We start from the raw sequence: 16,498 nt of genomic DNA, 5'->3' as shown, positions 1-16,498 counted from the left end.
TCTTTCAACTTGAGAAGTAAACATATACCTTTTAAAAGACTCCGTTGTCCCATAGTTAACTCTAGGATTTTTCAAACACCCTTTCCATACCTTTTATCCACCGAGTCAGACATTGAACACCTATATAGAGCCCGCCATTTTAAGTAACTCCGCTTTCAACTTTTCTGCATCTTCGCTCTCATACAATAGATCCAAATTGTACTCCTTCCCATCCTTAAACCAGTGCAGACTTGCCCCATTCACTTCATCGTGCCTCTTAAACAACGCGGTGTCCCCATCTTTCATCGTTACTTTCTTGAACTCGCTCTGCTTCTCATACTTACTGTAGTACCTATCAAAGTTTGCAACGGTGTACATAACTTCAGGAATCGCTGGTTGAGTGAAGGATCCTTCCTGCCATTTCTGCTCTTTTTCAACGGAAGGAAAATGGGTAGAGACGACTACTTTTCCTTTCGAATGGTTCCAATCCGTAATGTTCACTTTCGTCTCTCCAGACTTAAATGGAAATTGAGAAGGATACTCTATTTCAAAAGGCACCGCTTCAGCTGCCGTTTGTTTATCTACCGGTAAATAAAACGTTTGGACATGCTCTTGATCTACTTTCAATTTTGCAGTGTCTAATTTTCCATTCGACGTACAACCGGTTATCAAAAGGAGTAAAAAAACAACTGATAGAAACTTTTTCATACAAGCTTACACCTCACAATAACAATTCGTATTATGATCTCTAGTTATGTATGGGTTACAACCCTAACCACCTCTGCATCTAATCAAAGTTTATTTAACCTTCCCCCACTAACTTCGTCCCCACGGGGTCTATGGCATGAATATTACATTTTGTAAAATAAACCGAGGACAAGCAAGAATTATTCTTGTTGCAAAAGACCAGTTTCCAATCCTTGTTTCCCATCTCTACTTTTTCTTCGTCCTGCTCTACAATAGTAAGCCCCAAAAGACGGGCTATAGATTCAGGATTTTCCTGAAAAGGCAGATCCATTTCCATTGCCTTAATTTGGGTATGGTTCTGATCAGAAACGACCTCCGTTCTTATCTGCAATTCGATTCTAAACCTCCAGGGTGTAGAAATAAACGTTCTTCGTTCCCCCTCGCTCACTTTCCAGTTAAGTGCTTCCGCATTCTCCACTATTCTCTTATACTCTGTTTCGCGTAATAAGATACCAATATGGTCAAATCGATCCTGCGTTCCATGACCGAATGTGAGATTCGTCTGGCCGTTGACCATTTCAATAATTCTAAATGTCACCTGTTTATCTCTGAAATCATCTCAAGTTAATGGAGGGTTAAAGGACTGCATTTCTCCCTGAAACCTTCCCACTCTAAGATCCGTTTCAAAACCTTGCTCACGATAAAACTCTTCCATTTCCTCTATTTTATCCGTCCACCAATGATAATGAAATAATTTCATCTATATTCCCCTTTCACTTATGGCCATAAAAACAATTTCCTTGACCAAACAGCTATTTCCTAACTTACCTTTATTCCATCATAAAGGTAATGTCATCCTATTTGAAGGAACTACAATAGAGTTGACAAACTGTTGTTAACGGTATAGTTTTAAAGAAACGGTTTTAATAAAACTATACCGATTGGAGGTTAGTAGATGTATGAATTACTAGTTCTATCTTTATTAAAGAAATTTCCATTGCACGCCTATCTGATTTATAAAATTGCGAACGATACGATTGGCCCCTGGGAGTCGCTAAGTCGAGGGACTTTGTCTACCTTGCTCAACAAGCTTTTTAAGAAGGATTATATTGAGGAAGCGGCCCCAGAAGAGGTCCCCTTTCCTTCAGACCGCGCTTCCAAAACCTATAAAATAACCGCAGGGGGGGAAACACGCTTTCACGAAATCATGATGGACACGACTAAACAGCTAAGTCACTACCAAAGAATTTTTCATATCAAAGCTCTTTATTTAAGTGAATTGGCAGAGGACGATCAGCTTTACCTAGTGAACCATTATATCGATTACTGTGCACAAGCGATCCAACACATTCATGAGCAAAAAGCAGAGTTTGATGAAATGCCTGAGGGTACAAGTGAAACCGATAGCACATATTTGTCCTCCATTCTAAGAATTATGGATGTAGAGCTTGAGCATTGGGATACCGAAGTTACCTGGGCTTGCGAAGTGAAAGATCAAATCATAGAGAAGGAGTCCTGAACCATGAGAGTGAGCAACCCGACCGATACTGAACAAATCAAGGACGTGTTCCAACAGCTGTTTACCGCTTGGAGTGAAGGAGATGCCGTAAAATTCGCCGATCAGTTTACAGACCATGTTGATTATATAACCTTTAATGGACAGCACATTAAAGGAAAGAGAGAAGTAGAAACCATTCACGATCAGTTGTTTACAGGAATATTAAAAGGTTCAAAGATGAAAGGGGAAGTTACGGATATACGTTTTTTAAATGAGGAGACGGCGATCGCTTATTGTATTGGAAACACAAAAATGAAATGGCAGAAGAACTTCTCAGAGAAGAGAAGCTCCATTAATACTAATGTTCTCAGTAAAGAGTCCGGCTCATGGAAAATTACTTCTTTCCATAATTGCCGGATTAAGAAGCCCAGCGCTATTCTAAAATTATTAACCAAAACCAAGTGATCCTGGCTCAGCTATAAAACTTAAAATAAGGGCGAGGTTAAAAGGAATAGAAAAACGCGTGAAATCAGATTTAGAAATCTCATTCCACGCGTTTATCTAAATTCTATTTTTAAAGAATCACCCCGGAAAAATCTCCTTTCACTACTTCCTTTTCGTTCTGATTAGCACAACTAAAAGAAGCAGCGATTGCGGTTCGATTGTCATCTTGCTTTTCGTATTTTTCCATTGTTACTTCACATACAATGGTATCCGAGGTAAATACAGGCCGTAAAAACTCAAAAGTCATCTTGCGAGCCAACACATTATGATCGCCTCCTACTTTCGTCGGCAGCGTTGCGGTCAGTAACCCTTGAACGACAAGTCTTCCCTCTTCATCAGGAGAGGTATGATGGGAACCTTCATCACCAGAAACACGGGTGAATAATTCCACGTCGCTGACTGTAAATGTTCGTTCAAACGTAATGGTATCTCCAACTTGCAAAACCATTAATCCTCCTCCTTTCTGTTTGTTGGAAAGGACTGCTTTCAATGGAGCAAGTCACGATAGGCACTGCCTTGCAGAAATTCCCTTCCCTTATGCTTCACCCATTCATCTACAGATTCATCAGGGTGTTTATCCAGATAACTTTGTGTAATCTTGCCCCCTAGTTTGTAACTGGCCCATTGCGGGATCCCCTTCTGCGGATTTCCATTTACAAACGCAGCATAGACATGATAATCATAAGAATAGATATAGGAGCGCAGCTGGTCAAAAGCTTTCTTTTGGGATGGTTCAGACAGGGGCTTGGCCCAGGGGACCTGTTTCTCTGGATAAACCATATGGGCAAACGCATCGGCTTTTCCTTCACCGACAATTAAGTCTAATACGCTATATTTTTCTCCGTTACCCTTCTCTCTTTCTACCGTATGTAAATATTCGTGCGCTACCGTATACGTAAGCATATCTTCTTTATAAGAAGGATCAATTTCCAGCAAAATAGCATCCTCTGAGAATGCCACTCCTGCCACTCCTTCCATTTTGTAAATGGCGTCATACTCATCAGGATTCAACGGCTTAATAAAAAGTGTCTTGTCTCCGCCAGAAAGACGGTTGACTGACTTATGTATGGCTTTTTTCACTGCTTCATTAATGTTCTCTTTCTGCTCGCTTACTTTAATCGCATTCTCTTTTAGCTTCCCGATATTTGTACGAGAAGAAAAATAGTCAAGATATCCAGTTCCAATCTTCACCTCGTTTTGAGAGGCAAGCTCTTGAAAGGTATGGATCACCTTTTCATTGTAAATCTTCTCTCTATCTAAGGATGAATCTTCCTTCACAAGATTCGCAAATTCGAGCACCGCTTGATCTAAGTAGATGATATGAAAGGTTTGTCCTTTATAGGATAGTTTATAGGATTCTTGGGAAGAGGATTGTTCATCTGATTGATCAGTCATTTCATTCTTCGATTTGCTGTTAGCTTGATCAGACGTACTTTGACAGCTTGTGAGAACAAATAATATAAATACCAAGCATAAGGTGATTCGTCTCCTCATGTACTGCCCCCTTTTTACAATCATGAGATAAAATATTTGGAAAACAGGAAAACATAAGGGCTAATTAACAGGAGTACGCTAATATAAGCTAAACGGCGTTTTCCCATCATCATGGCGAATGCCCAGCTGAATAAACTGCAGAGAAAGGTGAGGATTAAAGTGGTCACTATGCCATACTCATGCAGGAAAGGCATGACAAAGGACAGAATCCCTACAATTACAATAGACCAGTAGAATACATAAGATACCTTTTCTGATGCCATACATGGCGCTCCTTTCCCATCACTACCCCATACCACTTTTGAACAAGCCTCCTTGTATCATTTTAACATAAATTGGGAATTCCCCCATTCATTAGTCTCTCTCATTTCAACCAGCAAGAATAATAAGCCTGCAAGCGAACCAAATGCACTTCACAATCACTTATGGTAAACTAAAAATATCCATATTTTTCAATTCATGAAATATTTTTAAAGGAGCTGAAGAGGATGAATTGGGCCGTTATTAAAGATTTGAAAGTAGCATTAGGCTTCTCCCTATCCCTGTTATTAGGTTTAACTGCAATTATCTTAGCTATTTACGATCATACTTATTCGGTTCTATTTATTATCTTGGCTCAGATCCCGCAACTTTTCAGCGTAACCAGAGCAAACAAACTGACTCACTCTAAACAGCCTCATGCTTAAAAAAAGCTGTGTACAATAACACTCCCGCTCCTGCTCCAATTCATCATTGATAGGTCATTTTTAGAAATTCGAAGCTGCTGTCATTTGTGTCCTGCCAAAACGTTTCTCCATCTTCAAACCCCAGCTTGTGATACACTTTGATCGCTCGTTGATTAAAAGTGGCAACTGACAAAGTTATTTTCTTTGGCTGATAGGCGTACTTAACAAACTCCATTCCTTCCTTTAGAAATTCTGTCCCTAACCCTTTTCCAGTCAAGTCAGGTCTCATCCCGAGCCCGATATCACACGTTTGCGGATCCGTTTGATTTACACTTATGAAGCCAGTCAGCTCTTGATGTTGAGTAATTGTATACTTTGAGTTCCCACGTGCGATTGGATCTAGAAACTCTTTCAGATCTTCTTCATCTGCTTCCATATCATAAAAAGCATACTTCCCGTCATAGTGCCACTGCCGAGCAATCAACTCCGCCTGTTCCTGAGTCATCCCTTCAAATATATACGTCATATGTCTCCCCTTTCATTTTTTGATTGCCTTCAGATGTCCTTGAGATCAAACACTTTTTTCTATGTATTCGAGTAACTCATTCTTAGTCCTTCATATAACCAGACCAGCAAACACAGTGATTAAACAAGCACATAGATAAACCCTTCGATCGATACACTTAACGACAGCAGAAAGACGACTACAAATAGCCATCCATATCCCTTACGCCCTTGTTTAAATTCTTCCAATCCTCTCATCAGCATGGTTAAACCAAGAAACAACATCATTATATGACTGAAACTAAAGATTTCCGTAACAAGTTCATAAACCACCAGCATAAGTGTGAGTACTGAAAATACATACCGTAAGATTTTCACATGATTTCGCTCTTTTCTCTTCAATTCTCTCCCCCTCCTTTTATAATAACTATTCCTCCAGCATCGACCACCTTGTATAATTTTACATTAAAATATTCTTTCCTTCAGTATGTTATTGGAAATAAGGGGTTGCATGAATTCCCTAAATTTAAGACAGGTATAATCTCCCGCCTATAACCAAACCTAAAAAGTATTTAAATTCAGAGGATGGAGGCTGACTACATGAAAGCAGTCACTTATCAAGGGAAAAAATCAGTAAGTGTGAAAGACGTGGAGGATCCGCGTATTGAAGATAAAGAGGATGTGATTGTAAAAATCACCTCTACTGCGATCTGCGGATCAGATTTACATTTATACCAGGGGAATTTCCCGCTTCCGATTGGGTATGTGATTGGACATGAACCGATGGGAATTGTCGAGGAAGTTGGACGAGGAGTCACCAAGGTGAAGAAAGGGGATCGTGTTGTGGTTCCTTTTACGGTCGCGTGCGGCAGCTGCCCTTATTGCGAGCAGCATCTCGAAAGCCAGTGTGATCACTCGAATCCCCATTACGATTCAGGAGGATTACTCGGCTATTCGGAGAAGTTTGGCAACTATCCCGGCGGTCAGGCAGAATACTTACGGGTCCCATTCGGAAATTATACACCGTTCCGCATTCCTCCCGATTGTGAACTAGATGACGAATCGCTGCTGTTCTTATCCGATGTGCTCCCCACTGCTTATTGGAGTGTGGAAAATGCAGGGGTGAAGGCGGGAGATACAGTGATCGTGTTAGGCTGCGGTCCCATTGGTTTAATGGCTCAGCAATTTGCCTGGAAAAAAGGTGCCTCCCGTGTGATTGCGGTCGATTATCAGGAATACAGACTGAATCAATCCAGGAAAATGAATCAGACCGAAACGTTTGATTTCACGAAAGATAAGGATATGGGAGAAACATTAAAAGAATTAACCAAAGGCGGAGCTGATGTTGTGATAGACTGCGTGGGGATGGACGGGAAGAAGTCTCCGCTTGAATTTGTGGAACAGAAGTTTAAATTACAAGGCGGAACACTCGGAGCGATCCAAATTGCGACCAAAGCCGTGAGAAAATGCGGAACCGTCCAGATCACCGGTGTTTATGGCGGTCTATACAATATGTTTCCGCTCGGACCATTCTTCTCCCGCAACGTTACGCTTAAGATGGGGCAGGCACCTGCCCGGGCGTATATGCCGAGAATTTATGACCAGATCGTGAAGAAAGAAATTGATCCGACTCAGATCATTACTCACCGTCTGCCGCTGGAGGAAGCTTCACACGGGTACGAAATTTTCAACAACCGTGAAGATGACTGTATTAAAGTCATTCTCAAGCCTTAATATGTAGGAGGACCCATGGAGTAGAACCTCTCCCAGCAAGAGAGGTTTTGCTTTTCCCTCCACGGGAGCAGTGGATGATAGAGGAATAACGCAGCGAGGAATGTTCATTTCATGAGGGGTTGTTTCCTTTTTGTATACGAAGAAAGCGAGAAAGCGTGCAGGCTCAATTCGTGCAAATGACCGGTCCATTGGATTTCAATTCTAACCAGCCAGGAGCCCGAATAGTAGACACATAGAATCTTCCTTCGTAGACCCTTCCCGTGGCCTCGACTAAGCGAAAGTGGTAGTCAAGATCCTCGTTAAGATCGGATTGAAACCTTTCAATGTTTCCCGATTCTATACACACTTGGCATTCGAAGGACTGTTCATGATCAAATAGAATAGAAGCTTCCGAAAATGCAAATTCGTGATTGTCTCTTAAATCAAATAACTGTTTCAGCTCCAGTTTTTCCATAAGTCGAACCCCTTTACCCAAAAAATTACCTAGTTTCCACTTAAATATTTTAGCATAATATTCCCTTTCCTTAGTAAAAGCAAACGGCATGATCAGAGTTCAATGTTCTTTGGGTGCTTCCATTTGAATCAAAACCATGGTCAATGCCGCAGCTGCCCAGCGATTTTTTTGGATTAAAATAGGCCATTACCTTTACCCTTTATCCATTTCTACATAAGGTAAAGTATGAATGACAATGGAGGTGACTTGAATGGGATACGGTAATTGCGGCGGTGGTTTCGGTTACGGTGGGGGATTTGCCCTAATCGTTGTACTATTTATTCTGCTTATCATTGTTGGAGCTGCTTGGTATTAATCCTTGAAAGTACCCCAGGAACTCCCGAACAGTCAGAGTTAAATCTGGCTGTTTTTTGCATATCATTTTGCAAGAAAATCTAACGGGGAGACAAGATAATCCATTCAGAAAAAAAGCGATTACTCTTTTTGAGCAATCGCCTCTGTTCATCGGTAAGAACCTAAATCCTTAAATGAAGCCTCCGTTTACACGTAAAGTTTGTCCAGTCACCCACTGAGATTTATCGCTGACTAGAAATTCTATCACGTTGGCAATATCCTCCGGTTCACCGATACGGCCAAACGCATTCATTTTCTTCATTCCCTCAATCTGTTCTTCTGTTTTCCCTACATTGAAGAGTTCGGTGTTCACAGGACCTGGAGCCACTGCATTAATTGTAATGTGCTTGGAGCCAAATTCTTTTGCCAGCTGGCGAGTGAACTGTTCTACTGCTCCTTTTGTGCCGGCGTAAACACTGTAAGCGGGGAACATCTGTCCGTTTACAGAAGTCGAAATGTTGACGATACGTCCTTGTTGCTCCATATATTTCATAGCATTCTGGCAGGCAAATAGCGTTCCCTTTACGTTAACATCAAATTGATTCGTATAGTCCTCTTCCGTGACTTCAGTAAGAGGTTTATTAATCATGACGCCGGCATTATTCACCAGGATGTCGACTTTCCCAAAGGTTTCGATGGTTTCATGAAAAAGCTGTTCTATTTCACTTACCTGGCTGAGATTGGCTTGAACGGCAGCGGCAGCTCCGCCTTTTTCCTTAATCTCGTTTACGACTTCTTCTGCTTTCTTTGAACTGTTTGCGTAATTGATCGTCACACATGCCCCTAGATCTGCTAATTGCAAAGCAATTTGTTTACCAATTCCTCTTGATGCGCCCGTGACAATGGCGACTTTCCCTGTTAAAGGTTTCATTCCTTTTCCCCCTCATTTATTGTTAGAAATCCCTTCTCTAATAAGGTCCAAACCTCTGAAAACTCCTGGTCAATAGATGGTTGAGCCCATTCATAAGCGTGTGCCGGATGATGAAACCTCGCCGTCGCATAGAAAATGGCTTGAGCAAGACCTTCAGGATCGCTTGCCTTAATTTCGGACTGCTTGATCATTTCACTCATCTGATTCGTTATATGCGTAATGTGTTTCCCGATCAGCTCTGAGGATTCTTCCGTCACTTTGGCATACATCTCAAACAATTCTTTATCTTGATATGCATAGCATCTTTTTAATTCGATTAACCGTTGAATATATTTTTTTAAATGCTCAGGACCATGCTTACCTTTCTCCTCATAAATCAAGGACAGAGGGGCAATGATCTTTTCACTCAGCCATTTCTCAGTAGCCGCTTCCATAAGCTCCACCTTACTTTTAAAATGCCGGTAAATGGTGCCATGACTAACATTCAAAGCTTTCGCAATATCCGTTACCGATGTTTTGGCTGTACCGAATCGTCTAAGGGTTTCTTCTGCAGTTGTGAGAATTTGTTCTTTTGTCAAAATCTCGGAGCTTCTAATCATAAACCTACGACCTCCTTAAAAATAGAATAGCACAGCAGGTATCAAATGACAAATAATGAATTTTGTCATTTGATACCTGCTGTGCTTGTTGATCCGATTACATTCAGTACTCCAAAGCCGTGACACGCTCGTTCAAGCGATCCCATGTTTCAGTAATACCCTGCAGCATTCCCATGTCCATCACATTCTTAAGGGATTCGGCAGATTCATATTCTGTGCGGCTTACCAGCTTTGTCTAAATGTGTTTTCCATTCGAGCTATTTAATAAAGATTAAAGGGGAGGGGTTTCCACACCTAAATGGATCCAATCTTCTTTCGGAGGGCCATAAACTCCAAAAGGCTTAAGACCTGCTTGACGCATCAGAATGGTAACCTGGCCGCGATGATGAACGATGTGTTTGATTAATCCCATCAAAATCTGCGCATTTGTTTCTTCTCTTCCAAATGCCTTTTGCACGTTCTCCAAAGATTCATCCGTCCATTGCTGTTCAATCACCTGAGCAGCTTGGGAACTTAACTCACGAAAGACAGCCGCAATTTCTTCCGCGGATTCAGGGACGCTTTCCGTATATTCACTTTCCTTTACCTTCAACCCGAAGTGAGCTAAATATTCGGGGATATTTGTAGTAAAGTGCCACGCAATCCTTCCTAACGTACGACCTTCCGGATACACTTGCTGATTTAATGAATCATCCGTCAATCCATCGAGAACTTGTTGAGTCAGCCTAGCTTCCTTGTTCCATTCTTTAATAAAATCAGTAATCGTCACATACATTCCTATCCCTCCAATATCGTTCCTACTTGAAATTATCAAATTCTTTCTCATCACTCACTTGTTTCGTTGCCTACTTCTCAGTCTCAGAACAATCAGCTGACCTATAACCAGCCCGGTAAAAATACCAATGGACGGCGGTAATTCGAATTCGAATCCATTCAATACGAAAAGAACAATCACTCCAAGAAGACCACCTAAAATAGGATACAAAATCACTTTTCTTACATTCATAGAAACACATCCAATCAAAAACTTTAGGGATATTTCCAATCCTCTACGACCGAAATTTCTACCCTTACTAACATTGCCAAGCTTCCTATCCTCATTATAACTTGAAGAGCCATTCAAGGGACATGCCTTATTTTTTGCTGCCAGGCTGGTTTCTAACTAATGTAATTCCTTAAGAAAAGAATGAAATACTTCAATAAACCGCTCGGCTTCTTCTAAAAATGGATAATGATTACTCTTATCAAAGATCGCCAAATGTGCATTTGGAATGCCTTCACTCATTTCAATCGAGTACATGGGTGGACATTGAACATCATGCCTGCCGCATACGATTAATGTAGGTGCAGATATAAATGGAAGCTTTCTCGTAACATCAAATATTTGTAGTTCCCGACTGAAAAAATCCATACGCGCTGCCGACATTCCTTTATGAATATTCAAAGAGAATAGCTGTTCATATTTTTCAGGAGCAAATAATGACAGCTTCGTCCGTTCGACCTTTAATTCATTCCTCTTCTCTACAGGTAAATCAGATCGCTTCAAAGCTTCATTTAATTCCTGCATTCGATTAAATTCAGGATGCTCAGAGTGATAGATAGAATCCTTTGAGAATGTCAGATACTCTCTTGCCGCTGCTCCCACAATTACATGGAAAGCAAGAGAGTCAGAAAAGTATATCCCATAAATAATACCCAGCATTCCACCCGTGGAGTGTCCGGCAAATCCCCATTGAGTTATCCCTAATTCTTCCCGAACCGCTTCTAAATCGAAAACTGACTCCAGCATACTGAGTTGATAAGGTTCCTCTGCTTTCGCTGAATGTCCAGTTTCTCGCAGGTTGATTAAGTAAACTTTGTGTGTGTTTGTGAAGGTTTCAGCAAAATAGTCACCCGTTTGATTAAATTCAGAGTAAAGGTGCGTAACGCAAACAGGATCTCCCTCTCCCTTAATAAAAATTTCAAATACTCCGCGTGTCGTATGTAGTAATTTTCTCTCCCAAGTAACCAATACGATCTTCCTCTCTTATTAAATCCTCTAAAAGAAAAGAAGGCGACTATTCTAAATGAATAATCGCCTGCTGTCTTTACTGATTTTACTCAGGTGGTTCTTAAAATTTTCTCCATTGCTTTCCCTTTGGCTAACTCGTCAATCAGTTTGTCTAAATAGCGGATTTCCTGCATCGTAGGTTCTTCGATGTCTTCCACCCGCACACCGCAGATTACTCCTTTAATTGCTCTCCGTGAAGGATTCATTTCCGGAGCTTCTGCAAAAAAGGTCTCAAAGTCTGTCTTTTCTTCAATCACCACTTCTAACTCTTCCTGGCTGTACCCTGTCAGCCAACGAATGATTTCATCAACTTCCGCTTTCGTGCGGCCTTTTTTCTCCGCTTTCGTTATATAATGGGGATAGACGCTTGCGAAACTTGTTGTAAAAATCCTGTGCTTGGCCATGATACATCCTCCTATAGTATTCAGTAAATGGCTTGTACCTCTGTAAAAAACACTCTTCATTCTGTCCTAAGTTGAAACCCCTCCCACTAGAATACGGGGGAATAGCTGTCCAACTTTAGTTAATACTTCAATAATTTTTAACCTTTGTAGCTGACTTCTCCTGTCTCAAGCAATTCCTTCAGTCCCATAAACATTAAATTCCAGCCGTGTTCGGTTCCATCGTGATATTCTCCAAGAGCTTTCTCAATATCAGTTTGAGTCCAGCCCTCCTCAGGGGAGACGTGTATGAGCTGGGTAAATGTCATTTCACAGCCTGCAGAAATTTCTTTCAGTTCAACAGTGATGGTATCTTCTAACTCACTGAATTGAGGCATTTTATAAGTAAAGACTAACTTATTTGGAGGGTCAATCTCGAGGTATTCTCCTAACGCTTGGTAATCCTTTCCTTCTCTATGATCCACGATCTCCCATGTCCCGCCTACTTGTGGATCATTTTGTGCGACCTTGTTTGTCCCTTCTAATGTAAAGAACCACTTTCTCATCATTTCAGGATTCAACCAAGCATCAAAAACTCTTTCAGGTGTAACACTAAATTCTCTTTTCATAGTTAGTGTTGTCGTTGAAATATTGTCCATCCAATACCCCTCTCGATTAGTGTTCTTTCTTCTTAGCTTTCAATATCTCACTTTCCAAAAGATCGAATCGTTTACTCCAAAATCGTTCGTAAACACTTAGCCATTGAGAAGCATGAGCAAGTGTTTCCGCATTGAGACGACAGGTATGGGTCCTCCCTTCCACTGTTCGCTCGATTAAATTCGCTTTCTCCAATACCTTAATATGTTTGGAGGCAGCCGCTAAAGACATATCAAACGGGGCGGCCATTTCAGAAACTGTTCTTTCCTTCTCAGAAACAAGTCGAACCATATCTCTTCTTGTTTCATCAGCAAGCGCATGAAAAATCGCATCTAAGTTTTCATTATTATGTTCAACCATGTGGTTAATTATATACATACCTCTACAAATAATCAACCAAATGGTTAAATATAAAAAGCATGCTCCTTTATTTTGGACCATGCAGATAGAGAATTAGTCGACGATCATGTAACCACTTCGCTCTATTTAACTAATTGAAATTTTTTTGATAGGCAAAGTCTTTACAGCATCCACAATGACAGAAACAAACCCTAATTCTCCGTTGGTATTACGGTGGTCGCTTCGACCGATAGATAAACTCGGCTTTCTCATCCCATTCCTTATAGATAAATTCTCCATTCTAGTAATTGCACTTCAAGTCCAGCTTCTTTAAACATGGAACTTAGCTTTTTTCACTGGGAAAAACGATAGCTGATTTCTTCTCTCATAGACTCCTCCTTACCTAAATTCCTTGTTACAACTTTACAGCTCTCGTCGCGATAAACGTTTTAATATGGCGATCTAATACTCTCGTCCCGCCGAAATCATCTTCATAGAATCCGGTAATCGCAAAGCCGGCATCAATCTGTCCTTGCATTTGATCTTCTAATGTATGAGCATATTCAATCGTTTGATTTGAATTTATGTAGTCCTCTACGTCCTCTTCCGGCAGATAGTCAAGGGTGGAGGAAGGGATCGAGTGCTTTACATTTAACTTGCCTTTTCTTTCATCCTCATCGTCGAAAATCCATAGTAAGGGGTTCGTAAACCCTGCAATGAGAATACCGTTTTGCTTAAGAACTCTGGATGCTTCTTTCCACACTTTATGTACGTCCTGGACAAACAAATTGGAAACTGGGTTAACGATAATGTCAAAATACTCATCCTGAAACTCGCTTAAGTCGACCATATCGCCTTGTAAAACTGTTAAAGACAATCCGTCTCTTTCAGCCACTTTCTCATCTTGCTCCAGCTGTTTTTTGGATATATCTGTGACTGTTACATCGGCTCCCGCTGCTGCAAGGACAGGTGCCTGCTGTCCGCCTCCAGAAGCTAAGCAAAGAATTTTCACTCCCGTCAATGATTCAGGAAACCATTTCCTTGGGACAGTTTTTTCAGTCGTTACTGTAATTCCCCAATTTCCTTTTTTTGCATTTTCAATGACTTCAGCACTGACTGACTTCGTATATCTAGAACCCTCTTCTACCTTTTTGTCCCACGCGCTGCTGTTCTGTTGTGTAGAATCCATAAGTAACCTCGCCCCTTTATAAACTTTTTTAAGCTGTAACAACCAACTCGTACCTTTTCTATCATTTTTCACCCTAACTACCCAATAGCCCAACGGTTACTATTGATACCACAAGACTTATAAAGAGAGTAGCGAGCCAGTTTCTTTTACTGGTAGTCCGTAAGAATATATTAAGAACTCCACTGATCACGAAACAAATCAAAAAGGTAAGAAGAAATAAAACCGTTGACGCCATCTGATCCCTCCAACTTTCATTCTTCATAACGAAGTAGATGTAAGTCAATTTTAACATGAAATTCCAATTCACCTCACCTATACTGCGGGTAGGCCAAATCCTACTTAATGGCTGAAGCAGATCCCTGATCTCTTCTATGTAACAGCCAGTTCAATTATAATAAAAAAAGCTAAAGATCAGTCCCTGATCCCCAGCTCTTTCATAATTTTATGTTATAAAAAATAGAAGAATCGCTCTTCAAGAAGTCCTTTTTCACACATTAATCAGCAGCCATTAAAACCGATGAACAAACCTCCTCTAACGGTAACAATCTGCCTTCCGCAAGCATCGGTTGTCAATTGTGGAGCAAAAGCAAAGGCGCCTATAGTATCAAAACATTTCTCCTGACAGCTATCTGTTTGGCAAATCGTTCGGATGACCTGATTGACCGATACGGCAGTATCACTGCTCAAGGTACATGGACGCTGACCAAGTTGATGGCCCCCTTCAATGGGGGTCAAGTTCCCTATATTGATGTGAAATCTAGCTGTTCCCACTAAACGGACAGCATCGAGTATAACCGGACATGTAAGCGTACCGCCGCACGGATCTTCCACCGTCCCCTCCACTTCCTCCTCTTCCAGCATACAAACCACTTCACTCAAATCAGAGCAGGCCGTAAAGTTATCAAACGAAGTGAAACTAAACGTAAATCCGTCCGGAACTATAGCAGATGTACAGTATTCAATGGTTCGGAGGCAGGCTACCTGCTCCGTATCGAAATGATCGATTCTGTTTCCTTCCGCATCAAAATATGCGACATTATTCAACATAATAATCCCTCCCCTCCCCATATTCATATGTGGGTATAGAAAATCTGCTTGGGAAGGATACCTACCTTTACTTTATTTTTGAAAGAGGGGGCAGAATCAGGAACCACTAGTGCCCTTAAGATCCATTTTCCATAGGGTCTATGATGAATAAATAACGATTAAAAGGCTTTCGTGTTCATAGGTTTGCAGTCTTTATGAAAAAGTGTTTGCAAGACACATTTATACTTTTCATTAGAAATCTCCATCAATCCCCATCTTAAATAAGTGTAAACACTTTCCACGCCCATCACTAACGAAGAAAACTCGGCGATATTCATTTTAACTTCCACTTCAAATAATCCATCTTCTCTAATGTTTTCAATTTTCCCTTCTTGAATATCCAAGATAAATGGACGAGCATGATCCGGATAGAAATCATCCGCAATCGTCAGTTTTATAGCAAGGGTAACACCTGGGTTAAATTGGTGATTCTTATCTTTTAACTCCTTAAAAAAGCCACGGCAGTTAATGAGTCTGTACATCACTCCCATTCCTAATTGTGCGATCGGTTTAGGATCCGTTGCGGAAGGAAAATCAATCATGCTGGTTTCTCCCGTTTCCGAAGAGTTTACAAAATGGACGATCTCGTCAAAATTAGAATTAAGGATCACTCGCTCAATTTGGTCGGATTGACTGTGGAGAAAAGTAGAAAATTCTTTGATCACTTCGGGTGCTTCAAAGAATAATTCATGAATATGTAAGTCTTTCCCTTGCATGCTGTAGACGAAGTATCCCTTTACTTTTCCTTCCTCTACATAACCAATCACACGTCCAAACCAAAACGGCCGATTCAATTCTCGGTCATAAGCAAACCTTCTTGTCATCCCGTGCGTTTGAGCATAAATCCGGTTATAGCAATCAAGAAGCTCCCCTTTTTCCGCAGAGGTGATTTCCTTTAAGTGACTCTTCTTTGAAAAGTCCGGAAATTCTTTTGGCTGAATATAAAATTGATAGGTTTTTGTTCCCATGCCGAAGCCCATTTTCTTGTAAAAGCTAGCTTTAAAGGGATGCAGCATAACCAGTTTAACTTGTTTTTCGGCATATAATTTGAAGAAATATTGCATTAACTGATAAGCATTTTTCTCTTTTTTATGCAGCATATCAACCGCCAGCATCCCCACTCCGCCCGCCTGGACAGGGGTGGAATCATAGTTCATTTCAAAATCAAAGGTTCTCATACCTGCATGCAATTGATTCCCTTTAAACAGTCCATATAAATGTTCTTTTGGCGTTTCTTTTATGTGTTCTTCCAGCCATTCATCCGCGTTTAATCCTTCGAATGCCGAATTAGCCAGTGTGCAGAATTTTGCATAGTCGCTGCCTTCTATTACTCTGATTTGTTTTGGCATCTCATTCTCCTCCTTCGATAATAAAGATTCTGTTCCTGGTGATGACCGCCTGTTAATAAACCTATC

The 16,498-nt window shown here is 40.8% G+C and carries 24 protein-coding genes and 1 pseudogene; 5 read left to right on the top strand and 20 right to left on the bottom strand.

Annotated elements, in window-relative coordinates; genetic code table 11:
• Positions 1-120: 120 nt before the first annotated feature.
• The 3 genes from Q7A53_RS10575 to Q7A53_RS10565 all read right to left on the bottom strand — a co-directional run bounded on the left by Q7A53_RS10575 (position 121) and on the right by Q7A53_RS10565 (position 1,426).
• Positions 121-687, bottom strand: a complete 567-nt coding sequence (locus Q7A53_RS10575; RefSeq protein ID WP_411789132.1) for a hypothetical protein — start codon at positions 685-687, stop codon at positions 121-123.
• A 94-nt stretch (positions 688-781) separates the two neighbouring features.
• Entirely contained in the window at positions 782-1,264 is a 483-nt protein-coding gene (locus tag Q7A53_RS10570) for a hypothetical protein (protein WP_411789131.1), read from the bottom strand.
• Between the two features lie 21 nt (positions 1,265-1,285).
• Positions 1,286-1,426, bottom strand: a complete 141-nt coding sequence (locus Q7A53_RS10565; protein WP_411789130.1) for a hypothetical protein — start codon at positions 1,424-1,426, stop codon at positions 1,286-1,288.
• A 195-nt stretch (positions 1,427-1,621) separates the two neighbouring features.
• On the opposite strand from Q7A53_RS10565, the gene Q7A53_RS10560 reads away from it, so the two are divergent.
• Together Q7A53_RS10560 and Q7A53_RS10555 are read left to right on the top strand one after the other, a co-directional pair.
• Positions 1,622-2,185, top strand: a complete 564-nt coding sequence (locus Q7A53_RS10560; protein ID WP_411789129.1) for a PadR family transcriptional regulator — start codon at positions 1,622-1,624, stop codon at positions 2,183-2,185.
• Between the two features lie 3 nt (positions 2,186-2,188).
• The gene (locus tag Q7A53_RS10555; RefSeq protein ID WP_411789128.1) at positions 2,189-2,629 is read left to right on the top strand and encodes an SgcJ/EcaC family oxidoreductase; all 441 of its coding nucleotides are present in this window, start codon (positions 2,189-2,191) and stop codon (positions 2,627-2,629) included.
• 109 nt (positions 2,630-2,738) lie between these two features.
• On the opposite strand, the gene Q7A53_RS10550 is transcribed toward Q7A53_RS10555, so the two are convergent.
• From Q7A53_RS10550 to Q7A53_RS10540, 3 genes are read right to left on the bottom strand one after another with little or no spacing between them, the layout of a single operon-like run.
• Complete coding sequence (locus Q7A53_RS10550; protein ID WP_411789127.1) at positions 2,739-3,116, bottom strand: hotdog family protein; 378 nt, start codon at positions 3,114-3,116, stop codon at positions 2,739-2,741.
• A gap of 38 nt (positions 3,117-3,154) precedes the next feature.
• Positions 3,155-4,162, bottom strand: a complete 1,008-nt coding sequence (locus tag Q7A53_RS10545) for a DUF2268 domain-containing putative Zn-dependent protease (protein WP_411789126.1) — start codon at positions 4,160-4,162, stop codon at positions 3,155-3,157.
• 20 nt (positions 4,163-4,182) lie between these two features.
• Positions 4,183-4,425 carry a hypothetical protein gene (locus Q7A53_RS10540; protein ID WP_411789125.1) on the bottom strand — a complete coding sequence of 81 codons (243 nt, stop codon included), beginning with the start codon at positions 4,423-4,425 and terminating at the stop codon, positions 4,183-4,185.
• Positions 4,426-4,650: 225 nt separating this feature from the next.
• Between Q7A53_RS10540 and Q7A53_RS10535 the strand changes: the two genes are divergently transcribed.
• Positions 4,651-4,848, top strand: coding sequence for a hypothetical protein (locus Q7A53_RS10535; protein ID WP_411789124.1), 198 nt, complete (start codon positions 4,651-4,653; stop codon positions 4,846-4,848).
• 43 nt (positions 4,849-4,891) lie between these two features.
• Here Q7A53_RS10535 and Q7A53_RS10530 read toward each other — a convergent pair whose 3' ends face one another.
• Together Q7A53_RS10530 and Q7A53_RS10525 are read right to left on the bottom strand one after the other, a co-directional pair.
• The gene (locus Q7A53_RS10530; protein WP_411789123.1) at positions 4,892-5,353 is read right to left on the bottom strand and encodes a GNAT family N-acetyltransferase; all 462 of its coding nucleotides are present in this window, start codon (positions 5,351-5,353) and stop codon (positions 4,892-4,894) included.
• Positions 5,354-5,472: 119 nt separating this feature from the next.
• Complete coding sequence (locus Q7A53_RS10525) at positions 5,473-5,733, bottom strand: YczI family protein (RefSeq protein WP_411789122.1); 261 nt, start codon at positions 5,731-5,733, stop codon at positions 5,473-5,475.
• 198 nt (positions 5,734-5,931) lie between these two features.
• Here Q7A53_RS10525 and Q7A53_RS10520 point away from each other — a divergent pair, with 198 nt between their 5' ends.
• A complete protein-coding gene (locus Q7A53_RS10520; protein WP_411789121.1) occupies positions 5,932-7,065 on the top strand; it encodes a zinc-dependent alcohol dehydrogenase in 1,134 nt (377 codons plus the stop codon).
• 163 nt (positions 7,066-7,228) lie between these two features.
• Here the strand turns inward: Q7A53_RS10520 and Q7A53_RS10515 are convergent, their stop codons facing one another.
• Positions 7,229-7,519, bottom strand: coding sequence for a hypothetical protein (locus Q7A53_RS10515; protein WP_411789120.1), 291 nt, complete (start codon positions 7,517-7,519; stop codon positions 7,229-7,231).
• Positions 7,520-7,769: 250 nt separating this feature from the next.
• Here Q7A53_RS10515 and Q7A53_RS10510 point away from each other — a divergent pair, with 250 nt between their 5' ends.
• Positions 7,770-7,874 (top strand): YjcZ family sporulation protein, encoded by a 105-nt coding sequence (locus tag Q7A53_RS10510; protein WP_411789119.1) that lies wholly within the window; start codon positions 7,770-7,772, stop codon positions 7,872-7,874.
• Between the two features lie 168 nt (positions 7,875-8,042).
• Here the strand turns inward: Q7A53_RS10510 and Q7A53_RS10505 are convergent, their stop codons facing one another.
• From Q7A53_RS10505 to Q7A53_RS10455, 11 genes and pseudogenes are all read right to left on the bottom strand, one after another.
• On the bottom strand, positions 8,043-8,783 hold the full coding sequence (locus tag Q7A53_RS10505; RefSeq protein WP_411789118.1) for an SDR family oxidoreductase: 741 nt from the start codon (positions 8,781-8,783) through the stop codon (positions 8,043-8,045).
• Entirely contained in the window at positions 8,780-9,382 is a 603-nt protein-coding gene (locus Q7A53_RS10500; RefSeq protein ID WP_411789117.1) for a TetR family transcriptional regulator, read from the bottom strand. The genes Q7A53_RS10505 and Q7A53_RS10500 overlap by 4 nt, the downstream gene beginning before the upstream one ends.
• A 103-nt stretch (positions 9,383-9,485) precedes the next feature.
• Positions 9,486-9,617 (bottom strand): annotated as a pseudogene (locus tag Q7A53_RS10495) (SRPBCC domain-containing protein); the annotation flags it as partial.
• Between the two features lie 36 nt (positions 9,618-9,653).
• Positions 9,654-10,157 carry a DinB family protein gene (locus Q7A53_RS10490; protein ID WP_411789116.1) on the bottom strand — a complete coding sequence of 168 codons (504 nt, stop codon included), beginning with the start codon at positions 10,155-10,157 and terminating at the stop codon, positions 9,654-9,656.
• Between the two features lie 387 nt (positions 10,158-10,544).
• Positions 10,545-11,393 carry an alpha/beta fold hydrolase gene (locus Q7A53_RS10485; RefSeq protein ID WP_411789115.1) on the bottom strand — a complete coding sequence of 283 codons (849 nt, stop codon included), beginning with the start codon at positions 11,391-11,393 and terminating at the stop codon, positions 10,545-10,547.
• A gap of 89 nt (positions 11,394-11,482) precedes the next feature.
• Positions 11,483-11,836: a DUF2200 domain-containing protein gene (locus Q7A53_RS10480; RefSeq protein WP_411789114.1), complete on the bottom strand. Its 354-nt coding sequence runs from the start codon at positions 11,834-11,836 to the stop codon at positions 11,483-11,485.
• Positions 11,837-11,973: 137 nt separating this feature from the next.
• Positions 11,974-12,471 carry an SRPBCC family protein gene (locus Q7A53_RS10475; RefSeq protein ID WP_411789113.1) on the bottom strand — a complete coding sequence of 166 codons (498 nt, stop codon included), beginning with the start codon at positions 12,469-12,471 and terminating at the stop codon, positions 11,974-11,976.
• Between the two features lie 16 nt (positions 12,472-12,487).
• The gene (locus tag Q7A53_RS10470; RefSeq protein WP_411789112.1) at positions 12,488-12,847 is read right to left on the bottom strand and encodes an ArsR/SmtB family transcription factor; all 360 of its coding nucleotides are present in this window, start codon (positions 12,845-12,847) and stop codon (positions 12,488-12,490) included.
• A gap of 376 nt (positions 12,848-13,223) precedes the next feature.
• Entirely contained in the window at positions 13,224-13,997 is a 774-nt protein-coding gene (locus Q7A53_RS10465) for a class I SAM-dependent methyltransferase (RefSeq protein ID WP_411789111.1), read from the bottom strand.
• Between the two features lie 498 nt (positions 13,998-14,495).
• Positions 14,496-15,044, bottom strand: coding sequence for a hypothetical protein (locus Q7A53_RS10460; RefSeq protein ID WP_411789110.1), 549 nt, complete (start codon positions 15,042-15,044; stop codon positions 14,496-14,498).
• 158 nt (positions 15,045-15,202) lie between these two features.
• A complete protein-coding gene (locus Q7A53_RS10455) occupies positions 15,203-16,432 on the bottom strand; it encodes a GNAT family N-acetyltransferase (protein WP_411789109.1) in 1,230 nt (409 codons plus the stop codon).
• Positions 16,433-16,498 lie beyond the last annotated feature (66 nt).

Origin of the sequence: Halobacillus rhizosphaerae (assembly GCF_046719735.1) — a bacterium.
Lineage (GTDB): Bacteria > Bacillota > Bacilli > Bacillales > Halobacillaceae > Halobacillus_B > Halobacillus_B rhizosphaerae.
This window is presented reverse-complemented; position numbering and strand designations above follow the sequence as displayed.